We start from the raw sequence: 23,941 nt of genomic DNA, 5'->3' as shown, positions 1-23,941 counted from the left end.
CAAAAAATTTTGACGTAGGTGTTTCATGATACTGTGTTTTTAATTATGTTCTCTAATTTTTCTAACTGCCCCATTTCTCTTCTGTAAGGGCTCATAATCTGAAATGCTTCCGAATGAGTACCGGGTTGTAGATTATATTTAACAAATGCTGCACTGGTTCCCGAAGGTCCCATGTCAATATACAGACAGGGACCTTTGGCTTCCAGAAGATCAATTATTTTAGTAAAATTGGTATACTGGCTTACTGCCTGCCAGAAATAGCTATCAGTCAATTCATGCATCTCTTTTGCTTCAAAACCTGATATAAAACCTGCTTTGGGAACATTAAACGTACTTACTGAGCTTATATATTGATCAAAGCTACCTTTTGCAGTTTTCATTAATGGTGAATGGAATGGAACATTGACCGGCAATCGAAAAGAATTAATTCCCTGCTCAGACAATTCATTTTCAAACAAGTCTAAATGAGAAGTTTTACCTGATAAAGTAAAATGTCCTTTAAAATTATCCGATGCAAGAAATAGCTGATGCTTTTCATAAAGACTTTTAAGTTTTTTCTCTTCATCAAATACAACCAACATTCCGCCTTCAATATCAGCACGACAGATGGCTTTAGCTTGTTCTATAGCAGCTTCTACAGCCGTGGAGGCATCCCATACTCCACTTGCCACCCCAGCAGCAAACTCTCCCAAACTGTTCCCGGATATAAAGTCCGGCTGTACTCCCAGATCCACCATGACTTCATACAGGGCAATTTCTACGGCAACAATCGCAGGATGGGTGATCAGCAAATCATCGAATGATTCTTCCGTATTATTATACAGTTCATCAATCAATGAGTAGTTCAATTGCTTTTGTACGATTGTATCCAGCTTTTCCAGGCAACTTTTAAATTTTGGATGCTGCTCATACAACTCCCGTCCCATCCCACGATAGTGACTCCCCTGTCCGGAAAACAAGAATACAATGTGCTTTTTAAATCCGTTTTCTGTCATTTAATTATTGACCATTAATGCTGTGTTCTCTAATAATTTTGCAGCTCCCACCATAATATTGACTCCTATTTCGTCTACATGACGTTTTTTCCAGCTTTCCATCGGAGTTCCCTTCACCCATTGATTAAACGCTCCTAATGCAGATCCTGTGTGAATCTGGAAATTAGCTTTGTTTTCAATATTCCCTTCAAAAGCCAGTTTATTGGTGTATCCGAAATACCAACGGAAAACGAGTGCCATTTTATTTTTAGGATTTTGTTCAGCTTTAGTGATTTCAGCATCAGCTCCTACATTTTTACAATATTCGCGCACTTCGTTCCATATTTCTGCAATGCTTTTTTCGAAATAGGTTTTCTCCAGTTGGATAAGAGTCTTTTCAGGAATTTCATCTAAACTATTGTACTGATTATATAAAGCATACAGTTTATTAGCTCTTGCCGCAAACAAAACTCCCCTTCTGAGTACCTGAACTTTAGCACCAATTTCAAACATATCCCCAGCAGGCGCATAGTCGGTATCCTGAACATTGATGTCCTGTAAAAGATCTTTCACCGCATCACTGGTTCCTGCTTCTACGGTACATTGATTGACAGAACCAGTTACAATAAAATCAGCTCCCATGATGTATGCACATGTTGCTGCCTGAGGGGTACCAATTCCACCTGCCAATCCAACTCGTATGTTTTTGTCATAATTATATTCCGCCATGATATCTGCTCTTAATCGCTGGATGGATGGCAATAAGACCATTGCGATTCCACGATCGGTATGTCCACCAGAATCTGCTTCTACACAAATGTCATAACTCATCGGTACTTTTTTGGAGAGCGCTGCCTGCTCTGCTGTGATCAATTCTTCTTCCAAAAGGTGTCTCACTATTTTCTCAGGTGCGGGACGCATAAATACTTCCGCTACTTCAGGTCTGGAAACTTTTGCAATAATATTATGCTTGCATAGTACTTCACCATTTGGTCCTTTCTGTAAACCTTTTAATCTGTAGTAAACCAATGCAGGCATCATTTGCATATAAGCTGAAGCTTCAATATTCGTTACTCCATAAAGAAGTAAAAGCTCTACAGCTTTCATTTCAGAAGCCGGATCATTTAAATTATGCAGGAAATTCACTCCGTAAGGTTCTCCATTAGTCAGTTCTTCCTGAATTTTAATAATATTTTTCTCTATCTCTCCCAAAGGCATTCCTCCTGTTCCCAAAAAGCCCATGAATCCTGCTTTTCCTAAACGTACCACCAACTGAGGGGAAGCAATTCCTCTATACATGGATCCTGCTACATACGCATACTTAAGACCATAATCTTTACGGAATTCATCACTTCCCAGACGGGTGGAAAGACATTCTTTTTTAGAAGCCTCTCCGTTTATCTTACCATTTACAGCTCCGTTTACATGAGGTTTTGGGGTTTCCATTACAATTTCCTCTTCATGGATCAATGGAGTACAGTTTTCTGTGATTTCATTGACCATTTTAGTTAAAATAACACTTCCGGTTTCTTCGTATTCTGAAACTCCTTTTCCCATTAAAGTCCTGATGGTATCGGTCCACTGTACAGAGCTTTCGATCTGTTTAGCCAAAAGATCAATGATTTGACCTTCCGGATAAGGTTTTGCTGTAACATTCGCGATGACAGGAGTTTTTAATTCTGTAAAGCTGAAGTTTTGAAGATAGTCCCTAAATTCTGTTGCAGCAGGTTTCATATATCTTGAGTGGAAAGGTGCGCTTACAAAAAGAGGAAATATCTTTATTTTACGTTCTTCAAATTCCTGTACGATCTTATCAATAGAATCCTGAGGTCCGGCAATAACGATCTGGGTTGGCGTATTGATATTGGCAATATCTATATCGCTATAACCTCCTTCCAATAATAATTTTTGCACATCATCAACCTTAAGTCCCAATACCGCAGCCATTCCGCCTCCGGACGCTGCAGCCATTAATGCTCCCCTCTTTTGAACCAGTCTTAATCCGGTTTCAAAGCTGAATGCTTCGGCCGCTAATAAAGCGTTATACTCTCCAAGGCTATGTCCGATATAAAAATCCGGTTTATTTCCTGATTGATTGGCATAATGGGTAAATGCATTCACCGTATACAATGCAGGTTGAGTAAACTGTGTTTTTCCCAACTGGCGTTCAGGGTCTTTGATGCATAATTCTTCAAGGTCGTACCCTAATATTTCTGATGCTAAAATCGTTTCTTGTCTGAACTGAGCAAAAAGGTCTTTTCCCATTCCTTTGTATTGGGATCCCTGACCCGGGAACATTACTACTTTCATATGTTAATATTTATTGTTTTTATGGTCATATGGAACACCCATCATTATCTCTTTGTCTGTTAAAATAATTTTTGACATGGGTGTTTCATATGATTATCGTGTGTTTAGTGTGATGATTAAAGTGTTTGTTTTATATTTTCTTTGGTATTTATTTTGGTTAGCCATTCTGTACAATACGGAGTATTCACAATGGTAAAGTGATTAGCTTCTGAGTCGATGATCTGTACTTCACTGAAATATTGATCCCAGCCAGCAGCAGCGCCTTGGTCTCCCCAATCTTCTCCCGAAAGCTGGGAGTTATCAGCTTGTACAAAAATCATAGTCTGATCCAGTTTTTCTTCCATCTGATAAACTGCGGAAATAGAAGCGCGAAATACTTCCCACATTCTTGCTACTGTTTTAGCCGGAAGTGTATTAACTGTATCACAGATAAATTGCATGTAATTCTCTTCTGGAAGCTGTTTAACAAGATCTTCTACTGCCTCTTCACTCAACCATGGCTGGCTGAATTGGATCAGTGATCTGAAATAGGTTCCCAGTTTTTCAGTTTCCCCTAAAGAATTGAAAGAGGAAAGCGGATCGGTGAAGCAATCAAGGAAAATAACTTTTTCGATCTCAATACCGGATTCTTTCGCCTGTCTGATCATGTCATAGATGACAATACCTCCATAACTGTGAGCCATTAAAGTGATCCCCCCTATTACTCCGGTTCCTCTGATCTGTTCAAGATTATAAGTTGCCATAGCTTCGATACTCGTGTTAGGAGCCTCATCTTCAGTAATTCCTTTCATCTGCAACCCATATACAGCTCCTTCTCCCGGTAAATTACCTGCCAGGGTAAAGTACCCCTCTGTTGACCCAAGTGCACCTGGAATAATAAAAGTTACCTCTTCCATGCTGCCTTCTCTTAAGGTTAAAACAGATTCTTCACCCGACTCTTCATTACCGTTGATCAGTATTTTAATTCCGGCAATGGTTGGGTTTTTCATGATATGGATCAACTGAATATCTTTATCAAATACCATATTGATCTTGTGGGCAAGCTGAATCATCGTTAATGAATTTCCGCCAACCTCAAAGAAATCATCATGAATGCCCACTCTATTTAGTTTTAATAATTGAATCCAAATCTCAGCAAGAGCATGTTCTGTTTCATCTGATGGCGCCGTAAATTCTCTTTCTGCAATATCATTTGGATCAACACTTGGCAGAGCTTTACGATCAACCTTTCCGTTAGAAGACAATGGAATTTTATCAATTTCAATGAATATGGATGGAACCATATATTCTGGCAGGTGAGCCCTAAGATGCTTCTGCAATTCTTCTTTATCAAAAACATCATTCGCAACGACATAAGCAACCAGTCTCTTATTTCTGTTATCATCTTCGATCGTAAGAACCAGACCTTGCTTAACAAGTGGAGATAGTTGTAAAATGGTTTCTACTTCACCCAATTCCACTCTGAATCCGTTGATCTTAACCTGTCCGTCCTGTCTTCCAAGGAATACGATAAATCCATCAGGATGCTGACACCCAATATCTCCGGTACGATACAGTTGTTTTTCCATTCCCGGATGTTTAATAAAGCTTGCAGCGGTCTTTTCAGGATCCTGATGATAGCCTTTAGCCACACCGATTCCGCCGATATAAATATCTCCGGGAACATTTACAGGACAAGGAGAAAGGTTGCTGTCCAATACATACATTTCCTGATTACCTAAAGGGTAACCATATGGAATACTCTTCCATGAAGGATCAATCTCACCGATCGGATAATGAATGGACCATATAGAACCTTCTGTTGCTCCACCCAGACTGATTACAGCACTGTTAGGGTTGATATTTTTTATTCTGCCCGGTACATCCAAAGGAATCCAGTCACCACTCATCCAATACATTCTTAAGCTGGCAAGATGCATTTCAGCAGTATCTTCCTGCCTTTCGATCAACAGGTTAACAATCTGAGGTACTGAGTTCCAAACAGTCACCTGTTCTTCTTTAACATAACGAAGCCAGATATCCGGATTCAATCCCTCTGTTTCAAGAGGCAGGATCAGTGTTGCTCCACAGGCAAATGTTCCGAAAATATCATAAACAGAAAGGTCAAAATTGAGATCAGATATACCAAATACTTTATCGTCTGAGGTGATGCCAAATCTTGCGTTCATATCATACAGGGTGTTGACAGCCCCACGATGATCGATCATTACTCCTTTTGGTTTTCCAGTAGAACCTGATGTAAAAATAATGTAAGCCAGTTCTGTATCCGGAACTTTTACAGTTTCATGAGCTACTGATTCGTCAACAAATGTCTTTTCTTCCAGAAGGATTACTTTTACAGCTTCAGCGCAGCTTATTTTATCCATATAGTCCGGCTGTACCAAAACAATAGTGGATTCGGTTTGTGCAATCAGTTCATTCATTCTGTTTTCAGGAAGACTGCCTTTAACAGGAATATAGTGTCCACCAGCTTTTAAAATTCCTAACACGCCCCAAACCTGTTCCAGACTTTTATGGGAAACCATGGCTACAGGAGCGTTAGCCGGAAGACCGGATTTTACAAGAGCACCTGCCAGTCGATTCGCCATTTCATTCAGTTCTGCATATGTAATTCTTTTTCCGTCGTGTACCACTGCTATCTGGTCAGGAGTTTTAAGAACCTGTTCTTCGAAAAGATCTGATAATGTTTTATGTTGCGGATATTCAACCACTGTATCATTTCTTTCGTGTAAGAAATAATTGATCTCTTCTTTAGATAAAACTTCATAAGATTTTATCTGCCTTGCCGTATTCTCCAGTACCCCATTCATTAATTCCATGAAATATCCCATATGCTGATTGATCAGACCCGGACTGAATACATCCTGGTCATATTTCAGGCTTACAATAATTTCTTTTCTTAAATCCTGTATTTCCAAAGAATAGACATGAGCTGTTTCCTGATATACTTCATCGTAAATCTGAACACCGGACCCTCCACCGGTTAATATTTCATCAAAAATATTCTGATAAATAAATGATACTTTAAATGGTGTTTCTCTATTTCCTGAACGGTCTAAATTCAGATCTGATAGTAATTTAGGTAGAGGATATGCCGCATGAGACATTCCGTTGATCATTCCTTTCTGGATATTTTTCACTAAATCCGCAAAAGTCTGATCTCCCGATACTCTACTGCGTAATATCATCATATTGACATAATATCCGATACTGTTTTCATATTCCTTTTTAGGACGTCCTGCAGTTGGCATTAAGATCAACAGATCTTCTTCTGTGGTCAACTTATGAAGCAGCATGGCATAGATCCCTGAGAATAAAACAGAAAGATTCACTTTCAGTTTTTTGCTTACATCCTTTAACAGATCTACCTGCTCCTGACCCAATCTCATTCTTTCAATACCGATCGTGGTTGTTTTGGTGCTGTTCTGCTTATACAGATCATAAGGTAAATTGAGTATTGGTAATGTTCCTGACAGGTTCTTTTTCCAATACGCCAGACTTTTTTCACCCTTCTTGCTTTGAATAAAATTCTTTTCCCATTCTACATAACTGAAATACGCAAAATCTGGTTCTTTAGCCACTACCTTTTCTCCGTTTGAAAGCTTCTGGTATTTCTCAAAAAGAGAAGCGATAAACACAGAACTTGACATTCCATCAAAAATGATATGATGAAATACCAACAACATATAATTTTTATCTGTTGTAAGGTCTCTTCTGACATATAATCTTACAGGTAGTTCGGTTTCCAGATTAAACGGAATCCTTACCAGGCTCCAGGAAACTTCATTGATATTCTGACCTTCAGCAAGTGCTTGATCATCCACTTCACCTTCTGTTATATTCCGAATCTGATTATAAATCTCTCCCGTTTCGTCGGTATAAAAACCTGATTTAAGAACCGGATATTCATCAAGTGTTAACTGGAATGCTTTCTTTACTACTTCATGATCAATAGTCCCTGGAATGATAAACGATACCGGAACATTATAATTCACATTTTCTGGTTCCAGCTGCTGTATAAACCATAATCCTTTCTGACCTTCTGACAGTGGAAATCTCGGTAATTCTTCCTCCTGAATCACTTCTTCTTCATTGATGTTACTATCCTGTAATGCTTCTGGTTGATGAACGGCTACTATTTTCTCCTGGTATTCTTCAATAAGGAAATCAGCCAGATCATTGATCGTTGGATAATTATAGAAAACAGCCGGCGTCAGATCCGTATCATAGAAATCATTAAGTTCATTGGAATACTTGATCAGTAAAATAGAATCGAATCCATAATCACTTAGCTTTTCATCCCTTTCAATATCGCTCTCTGAGAGTTTCAGCAGCAGGGCGGTGATCTCCAATAATTTTGAAGCCACTTTATCTTGTAATTCAACATTTTTAGGCAAAGACTGAACCGGTGTATGCTTCTGTTTTACCACCAATCTGTTCAATAACTGGGAGCGTATTTTATCAACCTTCCCATAGGTTACGATTCCCTGGGTATAATTACTGCCTAATAACTGATCGAAAATATTAATTCCAACAGCATTTGGTAAAGGTGATAATCCATATTGTTTGTCTAAATACTCCTGACTGGTCTGGTCCATTACCATTCCGCCCTCTTTCCAGAATGGCCAATTGATACTGATCGTTTTCCCTTGTCGTTTCCCTTTATTACGCTCAGCCTCTCTGTACACGGCATAATTGTCCAGATATACATTCGCTGCTGCATAGTCTGCCTGACCCGGATTTCCTGTTATGGCTGCCAATCCTGAAAACAGAACCATAAAGTCAAGAGCTTCATCTTTGGTGGCTTCGTCAATATTTTTAACTCCATTTACTTTAGCTGCAAATACAGTCTGTACTTCCTCAGGAATTTTATTGATGATTAAGCTGTCCTGAGTTACGCCTGCGCTGTGGATAATTCCATCTATTTTCTGGTATTTCTCCTTGATCTGACTCAGTAGGTGAACGACCTCTTCTTTGTTGTTGACATCACAACTGAAATAATCCCCATGAGCAAGCCCGGCAATAAACGTTTCTTTTTCTCCATCTAATTGCCCCCTGCCCGTTAAGATCACTTTCGTTTGTGGCACTTTATTAATATGGGTAGCGAATAATCTGCCTATTCCGCCAGCTCCGCCAACGATCAGGTAAACACCGCCTTCTTTGATTTTTAATCCATCATTATCCGAAATATTAATTTCATTCAGTTTTTTCACTTTTCTCAACCCTGATTCATAACGGATTTCAGCATCAGCAGTACTAAGCTCTGTCTGTAAGATTGAGGTAAGTTCCGGTGCATCTTTCACAGAAAGTCTATCTACGCTAATGATTTTACCTGTGATTCCCGGATTTTCAAGGCTGGCTGTTTTAAGCAATCCTGAAATAAATCCATAGTCATGATAATCGGCAATACAACAAATGATCAGTAAATGGGACGTATTTTTTTCTAAGGTTCTTTTTTTAATCATCGACATCACATCGATCAGGTAATCTTCTGCAATCTCTCCGTCAATCGTTGTTGTTTCGATTCCCAATTCTGTTTTTAGACTTTCAGCTAACTGTGCAGGACTGTCAACCAATAAGACCAATGGAATGGCTTCATTTTCTTTTTCTGCCAGATTTTCGGCTTCACATTCTTCCCAATTCATCGTAAATATGCAGGCATCTGTTGCTATGTCCTGTGATTCAGTTTTATCAGAACCATCGATCGGAAGCGTAACAAAATCATGGAAACTCATCAAAACTTTACCATTTTCATTCAGAATATCTACGTCGTAGGTAATAACAGTTCCATTTCCCTGGTTGGTTTTACTTTTTCTGGCATAGCTCCATACCGTTAATGGCAGTTCTTCGTAGAACAAAACTTCTTTCACGCTGAAAGGAAGCTGGGTAACCGGTTTTTTATCGATAAAGCCCATTCCCATACAGGTTTGCAATGCGCTATCCAAAAGACCTGGAGAAACACTGAATCCTTCCAGTTTCGGTAATGTAATCCTAGACAATGCTTCTGAATCTGAATAATACATATTCTCTATTCCCATGAAGCTATCTCCATAATTCAATCCCATCTGTCTGAAAATGTCATAACAAGTCGTTCCATCAATAGTCTCTGATAATCTGTTTTGAATCGCTTTAAGATCAAATGCATTCTTCATCGGTAAAGATTGTGTCGAGATACGTCCTTGACTATGTAGTTGCTCCTGTCCGTTTAATGAATAGATCTCATAACTAAGATCATCATTGATGCTTTTCAAACGAATATGTACTTCTTCTGCCTTTCCATTGATACGTACAGGGCTCATCCATGCAATATTCTTAAGAGTAGTTACCTTTTCTGACAAAAGTTCGGTTCCTGCAGTTCTTGCCATTTCAAGATAGGCTACCCCAGGTAATATGATCTCGTTTTGTATTTTATGATCACGTAAAAACTCTTCGATTCCTGTAAAAATACTGGAGAACTGAAAAGATTTAACTGTTGAGGTATTACGGTGGACCAATGGATGCAGATAACTGGTTTTCTGACTCGTTCCAACAATCTTAACGGTTGGAATCCAATAGCTCTGACGAGCAAAAGCATACGCAGGAAGACTTATTTTGTTCGGACGTTTGTGGGTATATAATAGATCCCAGTTGATGACTACTCCTTTTGTCCATAGCAATGCTAAAGACTTTACTTCGCCATGAGCAATGGCGTAGTCGATGTAAGCCTTTCCGGCGCCTCCTTCCAATAAAAAGTCGGCTTTATTCTTTTTGATATTTCCGGTCATCAGATGTTCCGTATTCCCTTTCAGGAATTCATTCAGCTGAAGCATCAGATCTGTCTGATCTGCAGCAATTACAGCAAGGCGTTCTTCCATTGGTTCCCTTCCGATTTGCAGGGTGTACGCAATATCCTGGATATTAGCCCCAGGATGTCTTTCTAACCACGACACCAAATTACCAACCTGGTTTTTAAGCCTTTCTGTATTTTTAGCAGAAACAAGAATCATTGCAGGTTCATCAGATACTGTTACTGCGTTGTTTTCCGGATATTCCTCAATAACCATATGTACATTGGTTCCACTGAAACCGAAACTGCTGATCGCTGCACGTCTTGGAGCATCCTTTTCAGTTTTCCAATCGGTTAAATCACTTCCTACCTGAAAAGGACTGTTTACGAGGTCAATTAAAGGATTGCATTCCTCGAAATTCAGGGTTGGTACCAATTGCTTATGCTTCAGGGAAAGCATAATTTTCAGAACCCCTGCTACTCCAGCAGCTACTAAAGTGTGACCGATATTGGTTTTAACACTTCCGATTCTGCAATACTGTGTTTTTTCCGTATACTTTCTAAAAGCGTTGGTTAAAGCATCCAGCTCAATAGGATCCCCTAAACTGGTTCCCGTACCGTGTGCTTCTACATAGCTAATAGTTTCAGGGTTGATATTGAACTTCTTATACACTTCTTTTTCAAGTTCCTGCTGTGCTAAAACACTTGGAGCAGTAATTCCATTAGAAGCTCCATCCTGATTGGTTAAGCTGGCTTTGATCACACCATAAATTCTGTCTCCATCACGTTCTGCATCCGCAAGACGCTTCATAATCACAACACCTACTCCCTCACCTGGTACAAATCCATCGGCTTTTTTATCAAAAGTATGGCATTGTCCAGTAGAAGACATCATGCCCGCTCTGCTGGCCAGAGAATAAAAACTAGGCGTTGTCATAATATTAATTCCACCTGCAATAATCAGATCTGTTTCCCTTTTTTGTAAGCTGCTGCATCCCATGTCCATCGCCAAAAGAGAACTTGAACACGCTGTATCTACAGAAATTGCAGGTCCTTTAAGGTCTAAGAAGTAAGATATTCTTGCTGCTAATACAGCGCTGGAGTTCCCCCACATTACAGAAGCCTCTTCACATTCACGGATATTATAATCACTTGGCGCTACTCCTGCATACACCCCACATTTACTGCCTTTTAAGCTTTTTGGATTGATCGCGGCATCCTCAATAGCCTTCCAACAATGCTCAAGAAACAAACGTTGTTGTGGATCCATCATTTCGGCCTCGTTTCCAGAGATCTTAAAGAATACTGGATCGAATTTATCGATGTCCAACAAGAAACTACCTGTCCATTTTGGCCCTTCATGGTTGGTATATCCCTGCCATCTGCTTGCCGGTACCTCACCGATCAGGCTTTTTCCATTTTTCAGTACTTCCCAAAATGCATCAAGATCGTTAGCAGCCCCAAACTGTCCACTCATCCCTATGATAGCGATATCATTTTCATGTCGATACACTGTAGGTTCTGAAGTTTTCAGGGTTTCTGTAAACCGTGTTTTTCTGGATATCTCCATTTCTGGAAATTTAACAGGATTTGGACTTTCAGCAGGAATCTCAACTTGCAATGCTTCGCTAAAATTCTGCATTAAATAATCAGCAAGCTGTTGAACGGTTCCATAGCTGAAAATATCTGTGGATTTTAAGTTGACGTTCAGTTTCTCATTAATGTTCTTGATCAGCTCCATGCTAAGAATGGAATCAAAACCATAATCCATAAACTGACATTCTATATCAAAATTGCCTGGTGGAAGTTTAATTAAATCCGCAGCTATTTTAGTAAGCTGACTGATCAGGCTATTATTATCTATTGTTTTTTTCATAACAGGCATTTTCTGTTTTGGAACAGCTGTGATTTGTGGAGCAACAGCTGTTGTTTTAATTTCATGTTTTTTCTCTGGTTGTTTTGATGCTGAAATGATCTTTCCATCACTCGTAGCACATATGATCTGTTGTGAAAGTCTGGCTTCAGGATAGCTTACAGGCTCTAAATAACCTGTTTCTTTCAGAACATCTTTCCAACCTTCTGCTGATAGTCCCGGACTTCCTTTTAATCGTATTCCGCCATCTTCATACAGCCACCACCCGTCTAATAATCCGAAGGTCAGTGTGGTAAACAGTTCTGTGCGTGCTATTTCGTTCATAATGAGTAAGCCATCCTGCTTTAATAAGGCTTTGATATTATTCAGGGTTACGGCCATGTTTTTAGTGGCATGTACTACATTAGCACCAATCACAATATCATAACTTCCTATTTCTATCTGTTGATCAGAAGGATCCGATTCTATATTCAAAATAGCAGTTTCCAGATACGGCGCCATTGTTTTATACTGCTGTTCTGCGTAATGAAGGAAGCTGTGTGACAGATCCGTGTACAAATAGAAAAGATGATCTTTATAAGGTTCCAATGCTTTGAAAACAAACTGACTGGTTCCTCCGGTTCCTGCACCTACTTCCAATATTCGGATCTTTTCGCCCGGTTTCAAATAAGGAATACTGGCAGCCACAGAATTTTTGATGACCCCCGTCAGCAAGTCATTGAAGTAATCTGACTGAGCATTTCCTTTGTAAATGCCACTTACATAATCCATACTTCCTCCTGGAAACATCACTGAAGTGGCCTGGATTTTCCCTGTGATGATTTCTATAAATGACTCCAGACAAATCTTAAGCAGTGTCCCATGAGGACGATATTCCTGTCCTTTCATTACCAGCTCACCCATCTGCTGTTCGAAATCGAAATCATTGAGCTCTTCTTTCGTTTCTGCAGTTACAAAAACCTGAGCATCTTTTACAGACACATATCCCTTTGTCTCCAATAAGTCAATCAAAACAAAAAATAACTGTTCGTATTTATCACTAATGGAAAGCTGAGATCTTAAACTACTGATTGTTTGCCCTGTAGTCTGCTTGTCTTCCAGTCCCAATTGAAGTAATACTTTCAATATCCCTTTACAACAAAGCATCTCAAATATCTGATCCTGCTCATCTGCTTTTGGATAGATAAGGGCGTCTGCTTCCTCCAATTGTAATACTGAGCTGAATTCAACTTGTGAAATCTCTTTATTATGATGCATGGTAGGCATAGCAGCAGCTGTTGCAGCAGAGAGCTTTAGGGCAACAATTTGTTGTTCATTACTATTCAATACAGTTTCGAGTAAATGCATTCCTTCTTCTGTATCAATGCTTTCAATGCCCGCCTGTTTCATTTTTTCTTTATAGCCATCCGCTGATACAATACCGATCTCTCCCCAATATCCCCAGTTGATAATTCTAACAGGAATATTCAACTGATGGTTTACATTAAGGGCATAACTATCTTTAAAAGAACATCCTGAAGCATAATTAGCCTGCCCCGGAGCATGAACCAATGCCTGTGCCGAGGAATAGAAACAAATAAAATCAAGAGGTTCATTTTTGAAAGTCTGCACCAAATTCTGGCTGGACAGAGATTTAGGCATCAATGCTTTTTTATAATCATCTTCGGTCATATTTTTCAAAAGCATATCGTGTAATACGATCGCTGAATGAAATAAACCATGTACCTCCTGGTGATTTTCCTTAATCATTTTATAGGCTCTTTCAACCTGTTCTGAATCTGTGGCATCACATTGATAATATTCAGGCTTCTGACCTAGCTTAGCAATTTCTTCTTGTGCCATCATAATCCCCTCATCAACTGCCCTTCTTCCTAACCAAATGATCTTCGCCTGGTATTTTTTCACCAGGTATTCTGAAGTTGCTTTTCCTAATCCACCGGCACCACCTAAGAATACATAAGTCCCTCCGTTTCTAACTATTGAAGAATTTACCTCAGGTAATACAACAGGGTATAAATGCTGTCTGTAATAATGTCTATTTCTAACTGCAGTAACTGCATTTTCTTTATTATCCAGACTTACAGCAAATAGATCTTTCCAATTGATTCCTGCAGGATCTTTTAAAGAAAAATGATCCAGATCAATTCGGTTTACTGTCCATTGTGGTTGTTCTTTCACCAAAGCTCCTGTCATGCCTATAATTCCACTTCCTGCTGATGTTACCATACTATCCGGTAAAACCTTTTGTGTATTGGAAGTGAATACTGTAAGCTTCATGCCTTTGATTCCTGTGTCTAATAATTGTTTTATGCTTGTAAATACAGCCAATTCTCTTGCAGAATGATCATCTGTTAATGAATCGTCCTCAATACCAGTTAATCCCTGTAAAAGATAAACACCCGATACATCATCTGGAATGGTATCTAAGACTTCTGTCGTATACACTTCTGCTCCCTGATTCACCAGCCATTTTCCAAGTTCTTCACTAAATAAAGGATCTGAATCCCCTGTTACAAGAAGATGTTTTCCTTCAATTAAAGCTAAATTTTCCGGTTGTGTAATTATCCTGTCCCACATTGGTTTATGGGCGATGGATGAAGCTTTGCCTGAAGTGTCATGAGAGGTCACCTGAGGCGACAATACCAGGTCTCTGAAATGCAATAAGACGATTCCTTCCTCATCCATAATATCCATTTGACAACAGAAAGCTCCATTTTGCTTTTTCTCAAAAGTGGCGTAGCACCAGATCACTGAAGGTAATGTTCCAAAAATGGTTATTTCGGCTGCATCTGAAGGTTGATAAAGAGATTCCTCTCCTTGACTTAACAGCCACCCCGTACTGGTCTGTACAATATTGTCCAATACTCCCGGAGAAAGGATAAACTCATCCGTAACCGGTAATACAATTTTTGCCAATGCATCATGCTTATCGAAATATAATATTTCTACCCCCTGAAAATCAGCTGCATAATTCTTACCGACCTTCGCAAATAAGCTATAAAGTGTTTCTTTTTCAAGAGAATACTGATATTGTGAAACCAGATTTTCAATATCTTTCTGATCATGAGGTTGCTGAAACTCTGCGTTTAACAAACCTTGACCATTAAGCTGTGCTTTATTTTCTTTATGTCTTGTATAAATTTCATATCCAATCTCATTTCCTGCATTAAACAGGTTGATCTGAACATTGGCAGGAACTCCGTTTACTCGTATAGGATCAATCCATGATACATTTCTCAGTTGTGTAATCCGTTGACGTAAACTTCTTTCCCCAGCCTCTCTTGCCAGCTCTAGTAGAGCAGGTTGTGGTAATTCCTTATAATTAGTGATCTCACATTGTGTTAAGAAATCTTCTTTTCCCGTATAGGTGCTTATAAATTTCTGCTCACTCAGGTCGGAGTCATTGCTGTGCAATAATGGATGCAGATTAGTCTGACCACGTTGTACAATTCCGTCGTTTACGATAGGAATCCAGTAACGGTCTTTCATAAATGGATACACTGGTAAACTGATTCTTGAAGGAAGTCCGTTTGGATAAAGTGATATCCAGTCTGTTTCTACTCCATTCACCCAAGCCATTGCGATAGAAAGCAAATCATTTTTATGTTGAATATAATTTTCATCTTTTTTACGGACGTTACCCCTGATTGGATTCATAGTTTTATGCTCCAGATAATCGCTTAACTGAACCATTAAATCATCCTTATCAGTTGCAATGAATGCCAGTCTCTCCTCCATTTCTTCTCTACCAACTTGCAATGTATAGGCGATATCATATAAATCAGCCTGACTATTTTTTTCTAAAAACTTTTTCAAATTATCTACCTGAATGGCAATTCTACTGGCGTGTTTTGCTGATAATGCAATGATCGCAGGCATTTCATATCCTAATTTTCTGACTGGTAACACTGGATATTCTTCGATGATGATATGAGCATTGCTACCCCCTGCACCAAATCCACTGATTCCGGCGATACGTGGTTTTCCCTCAGATGCCGGCCATGCTTCTAGCTGTTGTTGTACTTTAAAAGGACTGTTTTCGAAATCGATATCAGGATTTAGAACAGCAGAATGTAATGATGGTACCAATTGCTGATGCTTAAGCTGTAAGATTACTTTAGTTAATCCCGAAATACCGGCTGCTGATTCACAATGCCCAATATTTGATTTAACAGAACCAATGCTGCAAAACTGTTTTTCCGTTGTTTCAAAAGCTCTGTTTAGCCCTGCTATTTCGATCGGATCACCAAGACTTGTTCCTGTTCCATGAGCTTCTACATAACTTAAATCGCTTGCCTTTACACCACTTTTTTCGATTGCATTTTTGATTACCGCTGCCTGCGCTTTTGGATTAGGAACTGTATATCCATTGGTTTTACCACCGTGATTTAAGGCTGTTCCTTTAATCAAACCATAAATGTGGTCGCCATCTTTGATCGCTTCACTTACACGCTTTAATAATACCGCTCCAACCCCTTCGCCAGGCACATATCCATCACCACCTTGCCCAAAACTCTCGCAACGACCAGCTCCGGACACAAAACGTCCCTGACTTAGCATCAGGTATTTGTTAGGATGTACGCTGATGTTCACTCCTCCGGCAACCGCTACGTCGGTATTTCCGATAATCAGATCATTACATGCTAAATGAATAGCCGTTAATGAGGAAGAACACATGGTATCAACAGCCATGCTTGGACCGTTGAAATTAAAAAGTAAGAGATCCTGTTAGCAATACTGCTCGCAATACCTGCTGGTGTTACAAAATTCCCTTTCATTCTTTCCTCAGCACCGAATAATTGGTACTCTTCGTACATTACTCCTGCATAGACTCCTATTTTCTTAGCAATTCCGGTTTCGGCATCTTCTGAACGTATGCTGTCACGGGTATATCCGGCATCTTCTATCGTTTCCCAAACAGTCTGCAGGAAAAGACGTTCCTGAGGATCCATCAATTCCGCTTCTCTTGGTGAGATACTGAAAAATAAGGGGTCAAACTTATCGATGTCATTCATAAATCCGCCCCATTTGCTGTAGCTTTTTCCCGGACGTCCTTTTTCTTCGTGGTACATTTCATCCGCATTCCAACGGTCTGCCGGAACCTGCGTAATACAGTCTTTTCCGATTTTAAGGTTTTCCCAGAATTCTTCAAGGTTATTGGCATCGGGATAACGTCCACTGATCCCGATAATGGCAATATCTTCGCTTTTATTTTTATGTCCGGATTGATGCTGTACTGTTGAAAAACGCTGACGTCTGCTTTGAAGTTCAACAGGTCTTTCCGTTTTTGTCACTTCTTTTGCCACAGGTGTCGAAACTTTAACCACCGCTAAGCCTGTTAATTCTAAAAGCAATGAACGATGGGCTTCCATAAAGTAGCCACAAAGCTCTTTCAGAGTAAGGTACTCAAAGAATAAAGTACGAGGTAGCTTACCAAACACATCCTGCAGGCAATTGGAAAGTCTGATCACCAATACAGAATCAATTCCGTACTGTTCAAAAGGAACTTCAGCCTTTAATTTTTCTTCTGGCATTCTCAGTTCTTTTGCAAGTAGACCACGCAGATAGATCATGGATGCATCGTATAGGCTATCATTATTGACAGAAGTTTGTATTGATGAAGAGTAAGATCTTTCTTCTGATTTCTCCACCAAAACCATCTCTTCTTTAGCTTGTCCAAACAATACCATTCCCTGAGTAATCCCACTGTTCATTAAGCTTTCAAATGCTTCAACTCCCACGTCAGTTGGCATCGGTGCCAAACCAAAGTGTTGCATCATAAAGATTTCTGCTTCAGCACTGATGTGCATTCCACCTTCTTTCCAGAGTGGCCAGTTGACACTTAATGTTTTTCCATAGCGTCTGCCATTCATGCGTTCACTTTCTCTGTAGTGAGCATAATTATCCATCCAGGTATTTGCTGAAGCATAATCAGACTGCCCGGCATTTCCATTCACACCTGCTACGGAAGAGCAAGTGATCATGAACTCTAAAGGAATATCTTTCGTTGCAAGATCCAGGTTTCTGGTTCCTTTTATTTTAGCAGCAAAAACTTCTTTTACTTCTTTTTTGTTTTCTGAAGGATCATACTGTCACGAATAACTCCTGCACTGTGAATAATACCATCAAGTTTTGTGTGATTTTCAATGATATTTTGAACAAGACCATTGACTGCTGATTCATCGCTGATGTCGCAAGGATAATAGAATGCATTGCCTAATTGATCTACAGCATTTTGTTGAGAAGAGTTCAAGTGTGAGCTTCTACCTGTTAAGATAATTTTTGCCCCTGCCGTTTTATTAATATATCCTGCAAAGATTAACCCTAATCCACCAGCTCCACCGGTAATCAGATACACGCCGTCTGATTTGATCTGAACAGGAGCTGTGGAAGAATCAACTAAAATGCTTTCCATTGATCTTACCTCACGTTTTCCTGCTAAATAGCGTACTTCATGGTCTGTATTCTTTTGTTCGTTGGTCAGAATACCACCCAATTCTTCCATATTCTGAAATACCAGATCTTCTACTGTGATCAGTTTTCCTGTAATCCTTGGGTTTTCCTGGGTTAATGTTTTTAGTAAACCTGTAATAAAACCGTACTGATAATATTGATCCTCGCTACAAGCAACTACAATTTGGGTAGCATTTTTATGAGGCATCACCATTTTTGCCAGAGAAAGTATTTCCATAAAGAAATCTTCTTCTTTAACCGTATTAATAGCGGTAACTGTTAATGAAAAATGATTATAAAGATCATCAGCCATTGTTCCGGATCCTCCCGCCAATATGATGATAGGGGTTGCATCAGTAAGTGACTGTGTTGGTTCGGGTTCGAATTTCCAATGATCAGCAAATAAGCTAAGTCCTTTTGGAGCCATTTCAGTATCATTAACATGATCATTTGCTACAAAACCGTTCACCGGCAATAATACGAGTTCTTTGAAACGAAGAACAACCTGTCCCTGATCATTCAAAAGATCAATATCATAGCTGCTTACTCTCTTTCCTGCTTTGTTTTTCTTAACGTGACACCACAATTCAGCTGTTAAATCGCGATGTAACTCTATTTCAGTTACGCTAAATGGTAATAAGATTTCTTTATTGCTTTTTGCCAATTGTATTCCTATACAGGTTTGCAGTGCACTGTCCAGAATTCCTGGTGTTAAACCAAAAGTGTGATCCGCAGGTAATGAAATCCTGGATAAAACCTCATCTTCACTGTAGTACATTTCCTGAATTCCACGAAAACTTTTACCATATCCTAACCCGGCTCCGCTGAATAAAGCATAACATTCCTTCCCATTTATTTCTTGCTTGAATACAGATTTTATTGTTTTAATATCCTTTTGCTCTGCAGGAACCAACTCATCAGTAGATACAATACCTCTACAATGTACCTGTTCCGTATTGTCATGGGTATAGATTTCAAATTCTATTTCATCTTCTGAAGTAAATAAACTGGTAAAAACAATTTGCTCTTTATGTTTTATCTGGATTGGATTTAACCAGCTAACGTCTTTTAATTTTGTTATTTTTTCCTGTACAGATTGCTCTCCTGCTTCTCTTGCCAGCTCCAAATAAGCCACTCCAGGTAATGTTTTAACATCATGTACCAGATGATCCGTTAAAAACGATTCTTTCCCGGTGAAAATGCTTGTAAACTGTTGTTCTTTAAGGTTGGACGTATTGCTATGCAATAAAGGGTGAAGTTTTGATGCTGCTTTTAATGATAATTCTCCTTCTCCCTTTGGAAACCAATACCGCTCATTCGCAAAAGGATAAGATGGTAGCGCAATCATAGATGGCTTTTCATTATTATAGATCAGATTCCAGTCGATATTCACCCCTTTTACCCATAGTTGCGCTAAAGAATGACTCTCCTTTTCTCTGATGATACTTTCCAGATAGGCCATGCCTGACTTTCCTTCTAATGAGATTCCCAGATGATCATTGTGGATGTTACCAATATATAAATTCTCTGTATTTTGTTCCAGATAACAAGACAGTTGTAAAAGTAGATTTTCTTTATCTTCTGCAATAAAAGCCAATCTTTCTTCCATTGCTTCTCTTCCCGTTTGAAGGGTATAAGCAAGGTCATCAAGATTGATTTCAGGTTGGTTTTCGATATGCTTTTTCAGGTTCTTAACAATTATATGAAGTCTTTCTTCATCTTTGGCCGATAATACAATCACCAATGGCATTTGCTGTTTATAAGAAACATTTTCACCTACATATTCTTCGATAATCAGGTGCGCATTACTTCCGCCAGCACCAAATCCACTGATTCCTGCAAGCCTTGGTTTATTGTTTAATGCAGGCCATTCTTCAAGCTCCTGTTGAACCTTAAATGGTGTATTTTCAAATTTTATATTAGGATTCAGTACCGCAGAATGTAGTGATGGTACCAACTGACGATGTTGCATTTGTAGCAAGACCTTGGTCAATCCCGATATTCCGGCTGCTGATTCACAATGTCCGATATTAGATTTTACGGAACCTATACTACAGAATTGTTTGTTTTTAGATTCAAAAGCTTTGTTTAATCCTGCTATTTCGATAGGATCTCCAAGACTTGTTCCGGTCCCGTGAGCTTCGATATAGCTAAAGTCTTCAGCTTTTACACCTGCCTTTTTCATCGCTGCTTTGATAACAGAAGCCTGTGCTTTTGGATTCGGTACGGTATATCCGTTGGTTTTACCTCCGTGATTCAGAGCTGTCCCTTTAATTAAACCGTAAATACGGTCTCCATCTGCTACTGCCTGACTGTATGACTTTAACAATACAGCGCCTACTCCTTCACCCGGAACATACCCTTCGCCACCTTCACCAAAACTTTCACATCTGCCTTTACTGGAAACAAACATTCCCTGGCTCAGCATGAGATACTTATTCGGATGTACACTGATATTTACCCCTCCGGCTAAAGCCATTGTACAATTACCATTCTGGATACTTTCACAGGCTAGATGTATTGCTGTTAAAGAAGATGAACACATCGTATCTACTGCCATACTAGGTCCGTTCAGATTGAAAAAGTAAGATACCCGGTTAGCGATACTGCTGATACTTCCCCCTGGATTTACAAAATTTCCTTTTGCGTTTTCTTCAGCTCCAAACAATGGATATTCTTCATACATCACCCCTACATACACCCCTATCTGTGGTTGGGTAGCATTTTTATCTTTTCCACCTTCCAGTTTCTTTTTAGGATATCCTGCATCTTCAAATGTTTCCCAGGCAGTCTGAAGAAATAAACGCGCCTGCGGATCCATGAGTTCTGCTTCACGAACCGAAATATTAAAAAACAATGGGTCAAAATGATCAATCTGATCAATAAATCCACCCCATTTGCTGTAGCTTTTTCCTGCTTTTCCTTTTTCTTCGTCATAAAAATCGGTCAAGTCCCAACGATCTTCAGGGATTTCCGTAATACTGTCTTTTCCTGATTTAAGGTTCTCCCAAAATTCTGAAAGGTTTTTAGCTTGAGGATATTTACCTGAAAGACCAATAATGGCAATAGGCTCATTAACAGCTGATGTATTTCTTGTAATCTGTCTTTCCATGGCAGCTGGCTTTACATCGTTTTTAACGCTCTCACTCGCTGATTGAGAAACAACAGGCAGCTCTTCGGGCAATGCTGTTTTTATTCCTGTAAGCTCAATTAATTTTTCAGGATAAGCATCTACAAAAAACTCGGTTACTTCAGCCAATGTCTGGCATTCAAAAAATAAAGTTCTGGGGATGTTATTGAAAATACTTTCCAGACGATTCGTCAGTTTTGTAATCATGATAGAATCGATTCCGTACTGCTCAAATGAGGTATCGGCTTCCAGCTTATGATTCTTCATTCTAAGTTCTTTCGTCATTACATCTCCCAGGTAAACCATGGATGCAGCGTACAATGCTTTATCATTTGTAGCTGGTTTCTTTTGGCTGGTTTTGGGAGATAAAGATCCATTCACCCATGCGTTGAGTTTATCCTCCTCACCATATACCACAACACCTTGTGATGCGGCACTGTTCAACAAGATTTCAAAAGCAGAAATTCCATCAGAGGTAGGCATTGACCACAAACCAAAATGGTTGGCCATATATTTTTCCTGTTCAGCATCAATCTGCATTCCGCCTTCTTTCCATAAAGGCCAGTTGATACTCAATGTTTTTCCTGTTCTTTTTCCCTGAAGACGCTCATTCTCACGATATCCTGCAAAATGATCCAGCCATGCATTAGCCGCAGCATAATCTGCCTGTCCTGTATTTCCAAAAACTCCTGCTACTGATGAACAAAACATCATAAAATCAAGCTCCTGATCTTTTGTTGCCTGATCTATATTCATTGCTCCGGCAATTTTAGCAGAGAAAACATCATGAACTTCTCCTGTCGTTTTATTGGTTATTAAACTATCACGGGTGGTTCCTGCACTGTGGATGATTCCATTCAGAGAACCGTATGTACTTTTTATCTTTTTAATTAGATCATTAACAGACTTTACATCTGTAACATCACAACGCTCATACTGTGCATTTCTAAATCCTTTAACTTTTTCCTGTTGTGTACTCGTCAGTTCACTTCTGCCTGTCAGAATTAATTTTGCTCCTGGTATGGTGTTCAGGTAATCGGCAAAGATCAATCCCAATCCTCCGGCTCCACCTGTGATCAAATACACTCCATTTTCTTTGATCTCCGTTTTTAATCCTAAATTTTCATCAGAAATTTTTGTTAAGCTGCGAACTTCTCTTTGTCCCGAATGATAACGTACTTCCGGCTCATGATTTCCTCGCTCTTCCAGTAAAATCTCTGTCAATGAATCCAACTCATTGATTGAAAAGCTTTCTACTCCTATTGTTTTTGCTTGTAAAAGTTGATTTTCCTGCACTGCCGTTTTTAGCATCGCTGAAATAAAACCATACTCAAGCTCGTCTGCAACAAGATAAACAAAATGAATCTTGAGTTTAGGAGACTTTTTATTTTGTATTTCTTCTAAAACCTGGATAAAAACAGACTCCGTTGTTCCCTCACCGATGGTTTTTACCTCACATTCCAATCTTTGGCTTAACTGATCAGCCATTACAGCAGATCCGCCAGCAAGTAAAAGCAATGGAGCATCACCTTTTTCTTCTGTCGATAATTCGGTGTTTATTGCTAAAGTTTCCGCCTTCCAGTTATAATTGTATAGGTGAAGTTCTGGAATTACATTAGCGCTATCATTTGCTTTGGTATTCTTCTCCAGAGGAACTACTACAAATTCAGAAAAACGGATGACCACTTCCCCTGTATTGTCCAATAATTCAATATCATAACTGTTAGCCAGCTTACCCGATCTGTTTTTGGTAACATAACACCAGATTTCTTCCGGAAGTGCCTGGTAAATATTCATTTCTCTGACACTGAAAGGCAACATCAACTGTTGATTCTGATCTGCAAGGCTGATTCCTAAACAAGTTTGCAATGCACTATCCATCATTCCCGGAGTCCATACAAAGCCTTCTTCTGCTGGTAAAACGATCTTTGACAAAGCAGCCTTTCCATCATAATACATCTCCTGAATTCCCTGAAAGGTGTTCCCATACTCAAGTCCAATGGAATTCATAATTTGGTAAAATTCTGCTCCTTTCTTATAGTTTCCGGAATCTTTAAAAAGATCACAAAGATGATTGATATCTCTCATTTCCGGAGACTGCTGATTGGCTGTCCCTAAAATTCCTTTGGTATGCAATTGAATGTCTGTTTCACCGCTAAAGATTTCATAGGTTAATCTATCTTCCTGCTCTACGACATTCATATAAAGCTGGACGGATAAGTCACTGAACTCAACGGGTTGCAGCCAATTAATGTCCCTCAGTTGGGTGATGCTTTTTCCGGCAACATATTCTCCTGCTGCACGCGCCATCTCAAGGTAAGTGACTCCAGGTAATATCTTTGTCCCAAGTACTTTATGGTCCGTTAAAAAAAATTCTTTTCCGTTATATATACTGTTGAATTGGTGTTTTCTCATGATAATAATGATAATAAGTC

2 protein-coding genes and 2 pseudogenes are annotated in these 23,941 nt (G+C 39.3%); all 4 read right to left on the bottom strand.

Annotation, left to right across the window (positions count from 1 at the left end):
• Positions 1 to 23 precede the first annotated feature (23 nt).
• Positions 24 to 995: an acyltransferase domain-containing protein gene (locus CEY12_RS01645; RefSeq protein ID WP_089026038.1), complete on the bottom strand. Its 972-nt coding sequence runs from the start codon at positions 993 to 995 to the stop codon at positions 24 to 26.
• Positions 996 to 3,284, bottom strand: a complete 2,289-nt coding sequence (fabD, locus tag CEY12_RS01640) for an ACP S-malonyltransferase (RefSeq protein ID WP_089026037.1) — start codon at positions 3,282 to 3,284, stop codon at positions 996 to 998.
• A gap of 119 nt (positions 3,285 to 3,403) precedes the next feature.
• A pseudogene (locus CEY12_RS22535) lies at positions 3,404 to 18,379 on the bottom strand (SDR family NAD(P)-dependent oxidoreductase); the annotation flags it as partial.
• Between the two features lie 484 nt (positions 18,380 to 18,863).
• Positions 18,864 to 23,921, bottom strand: a pseudogene (locus CEY12_RS22820) (SDR family NAD(P)-dependent oxidoreductase); the annotation flags it as partial.
• Positions 23,922 to 23,941 lie beyond the last annotated feature (20 nt).

It is taken from the genome of Chryseobacterium sp. T16E-39 (genome assembly GCF_002216065.1).
In the GTDB taxonomy this organism is placed as follows: Bacteria; Bacteroidota; Bacteroidia; order Flavobacteriales; family Weeksellaceae; genus Chryseobacterium.
This window is presented reverse-complemented; position numbering and strand designations above follow the sequence as displayed.

Coding starts and splice junctions, on each gene's coding strand:
- CEY12_RS01645 (WP_089026038.1), bottom strand. CDS start 995: ATGACAGAAAACGGATTTAAAAAGCACATTGTATTCTTGTTTTCCGGA.
- fabD (WP_089026037.1), bottom strand. CDS start 3,284: ATGAAAGTAGTAATGTTCCCGGGTCAGGGATCCCAATACAAAGGAATG.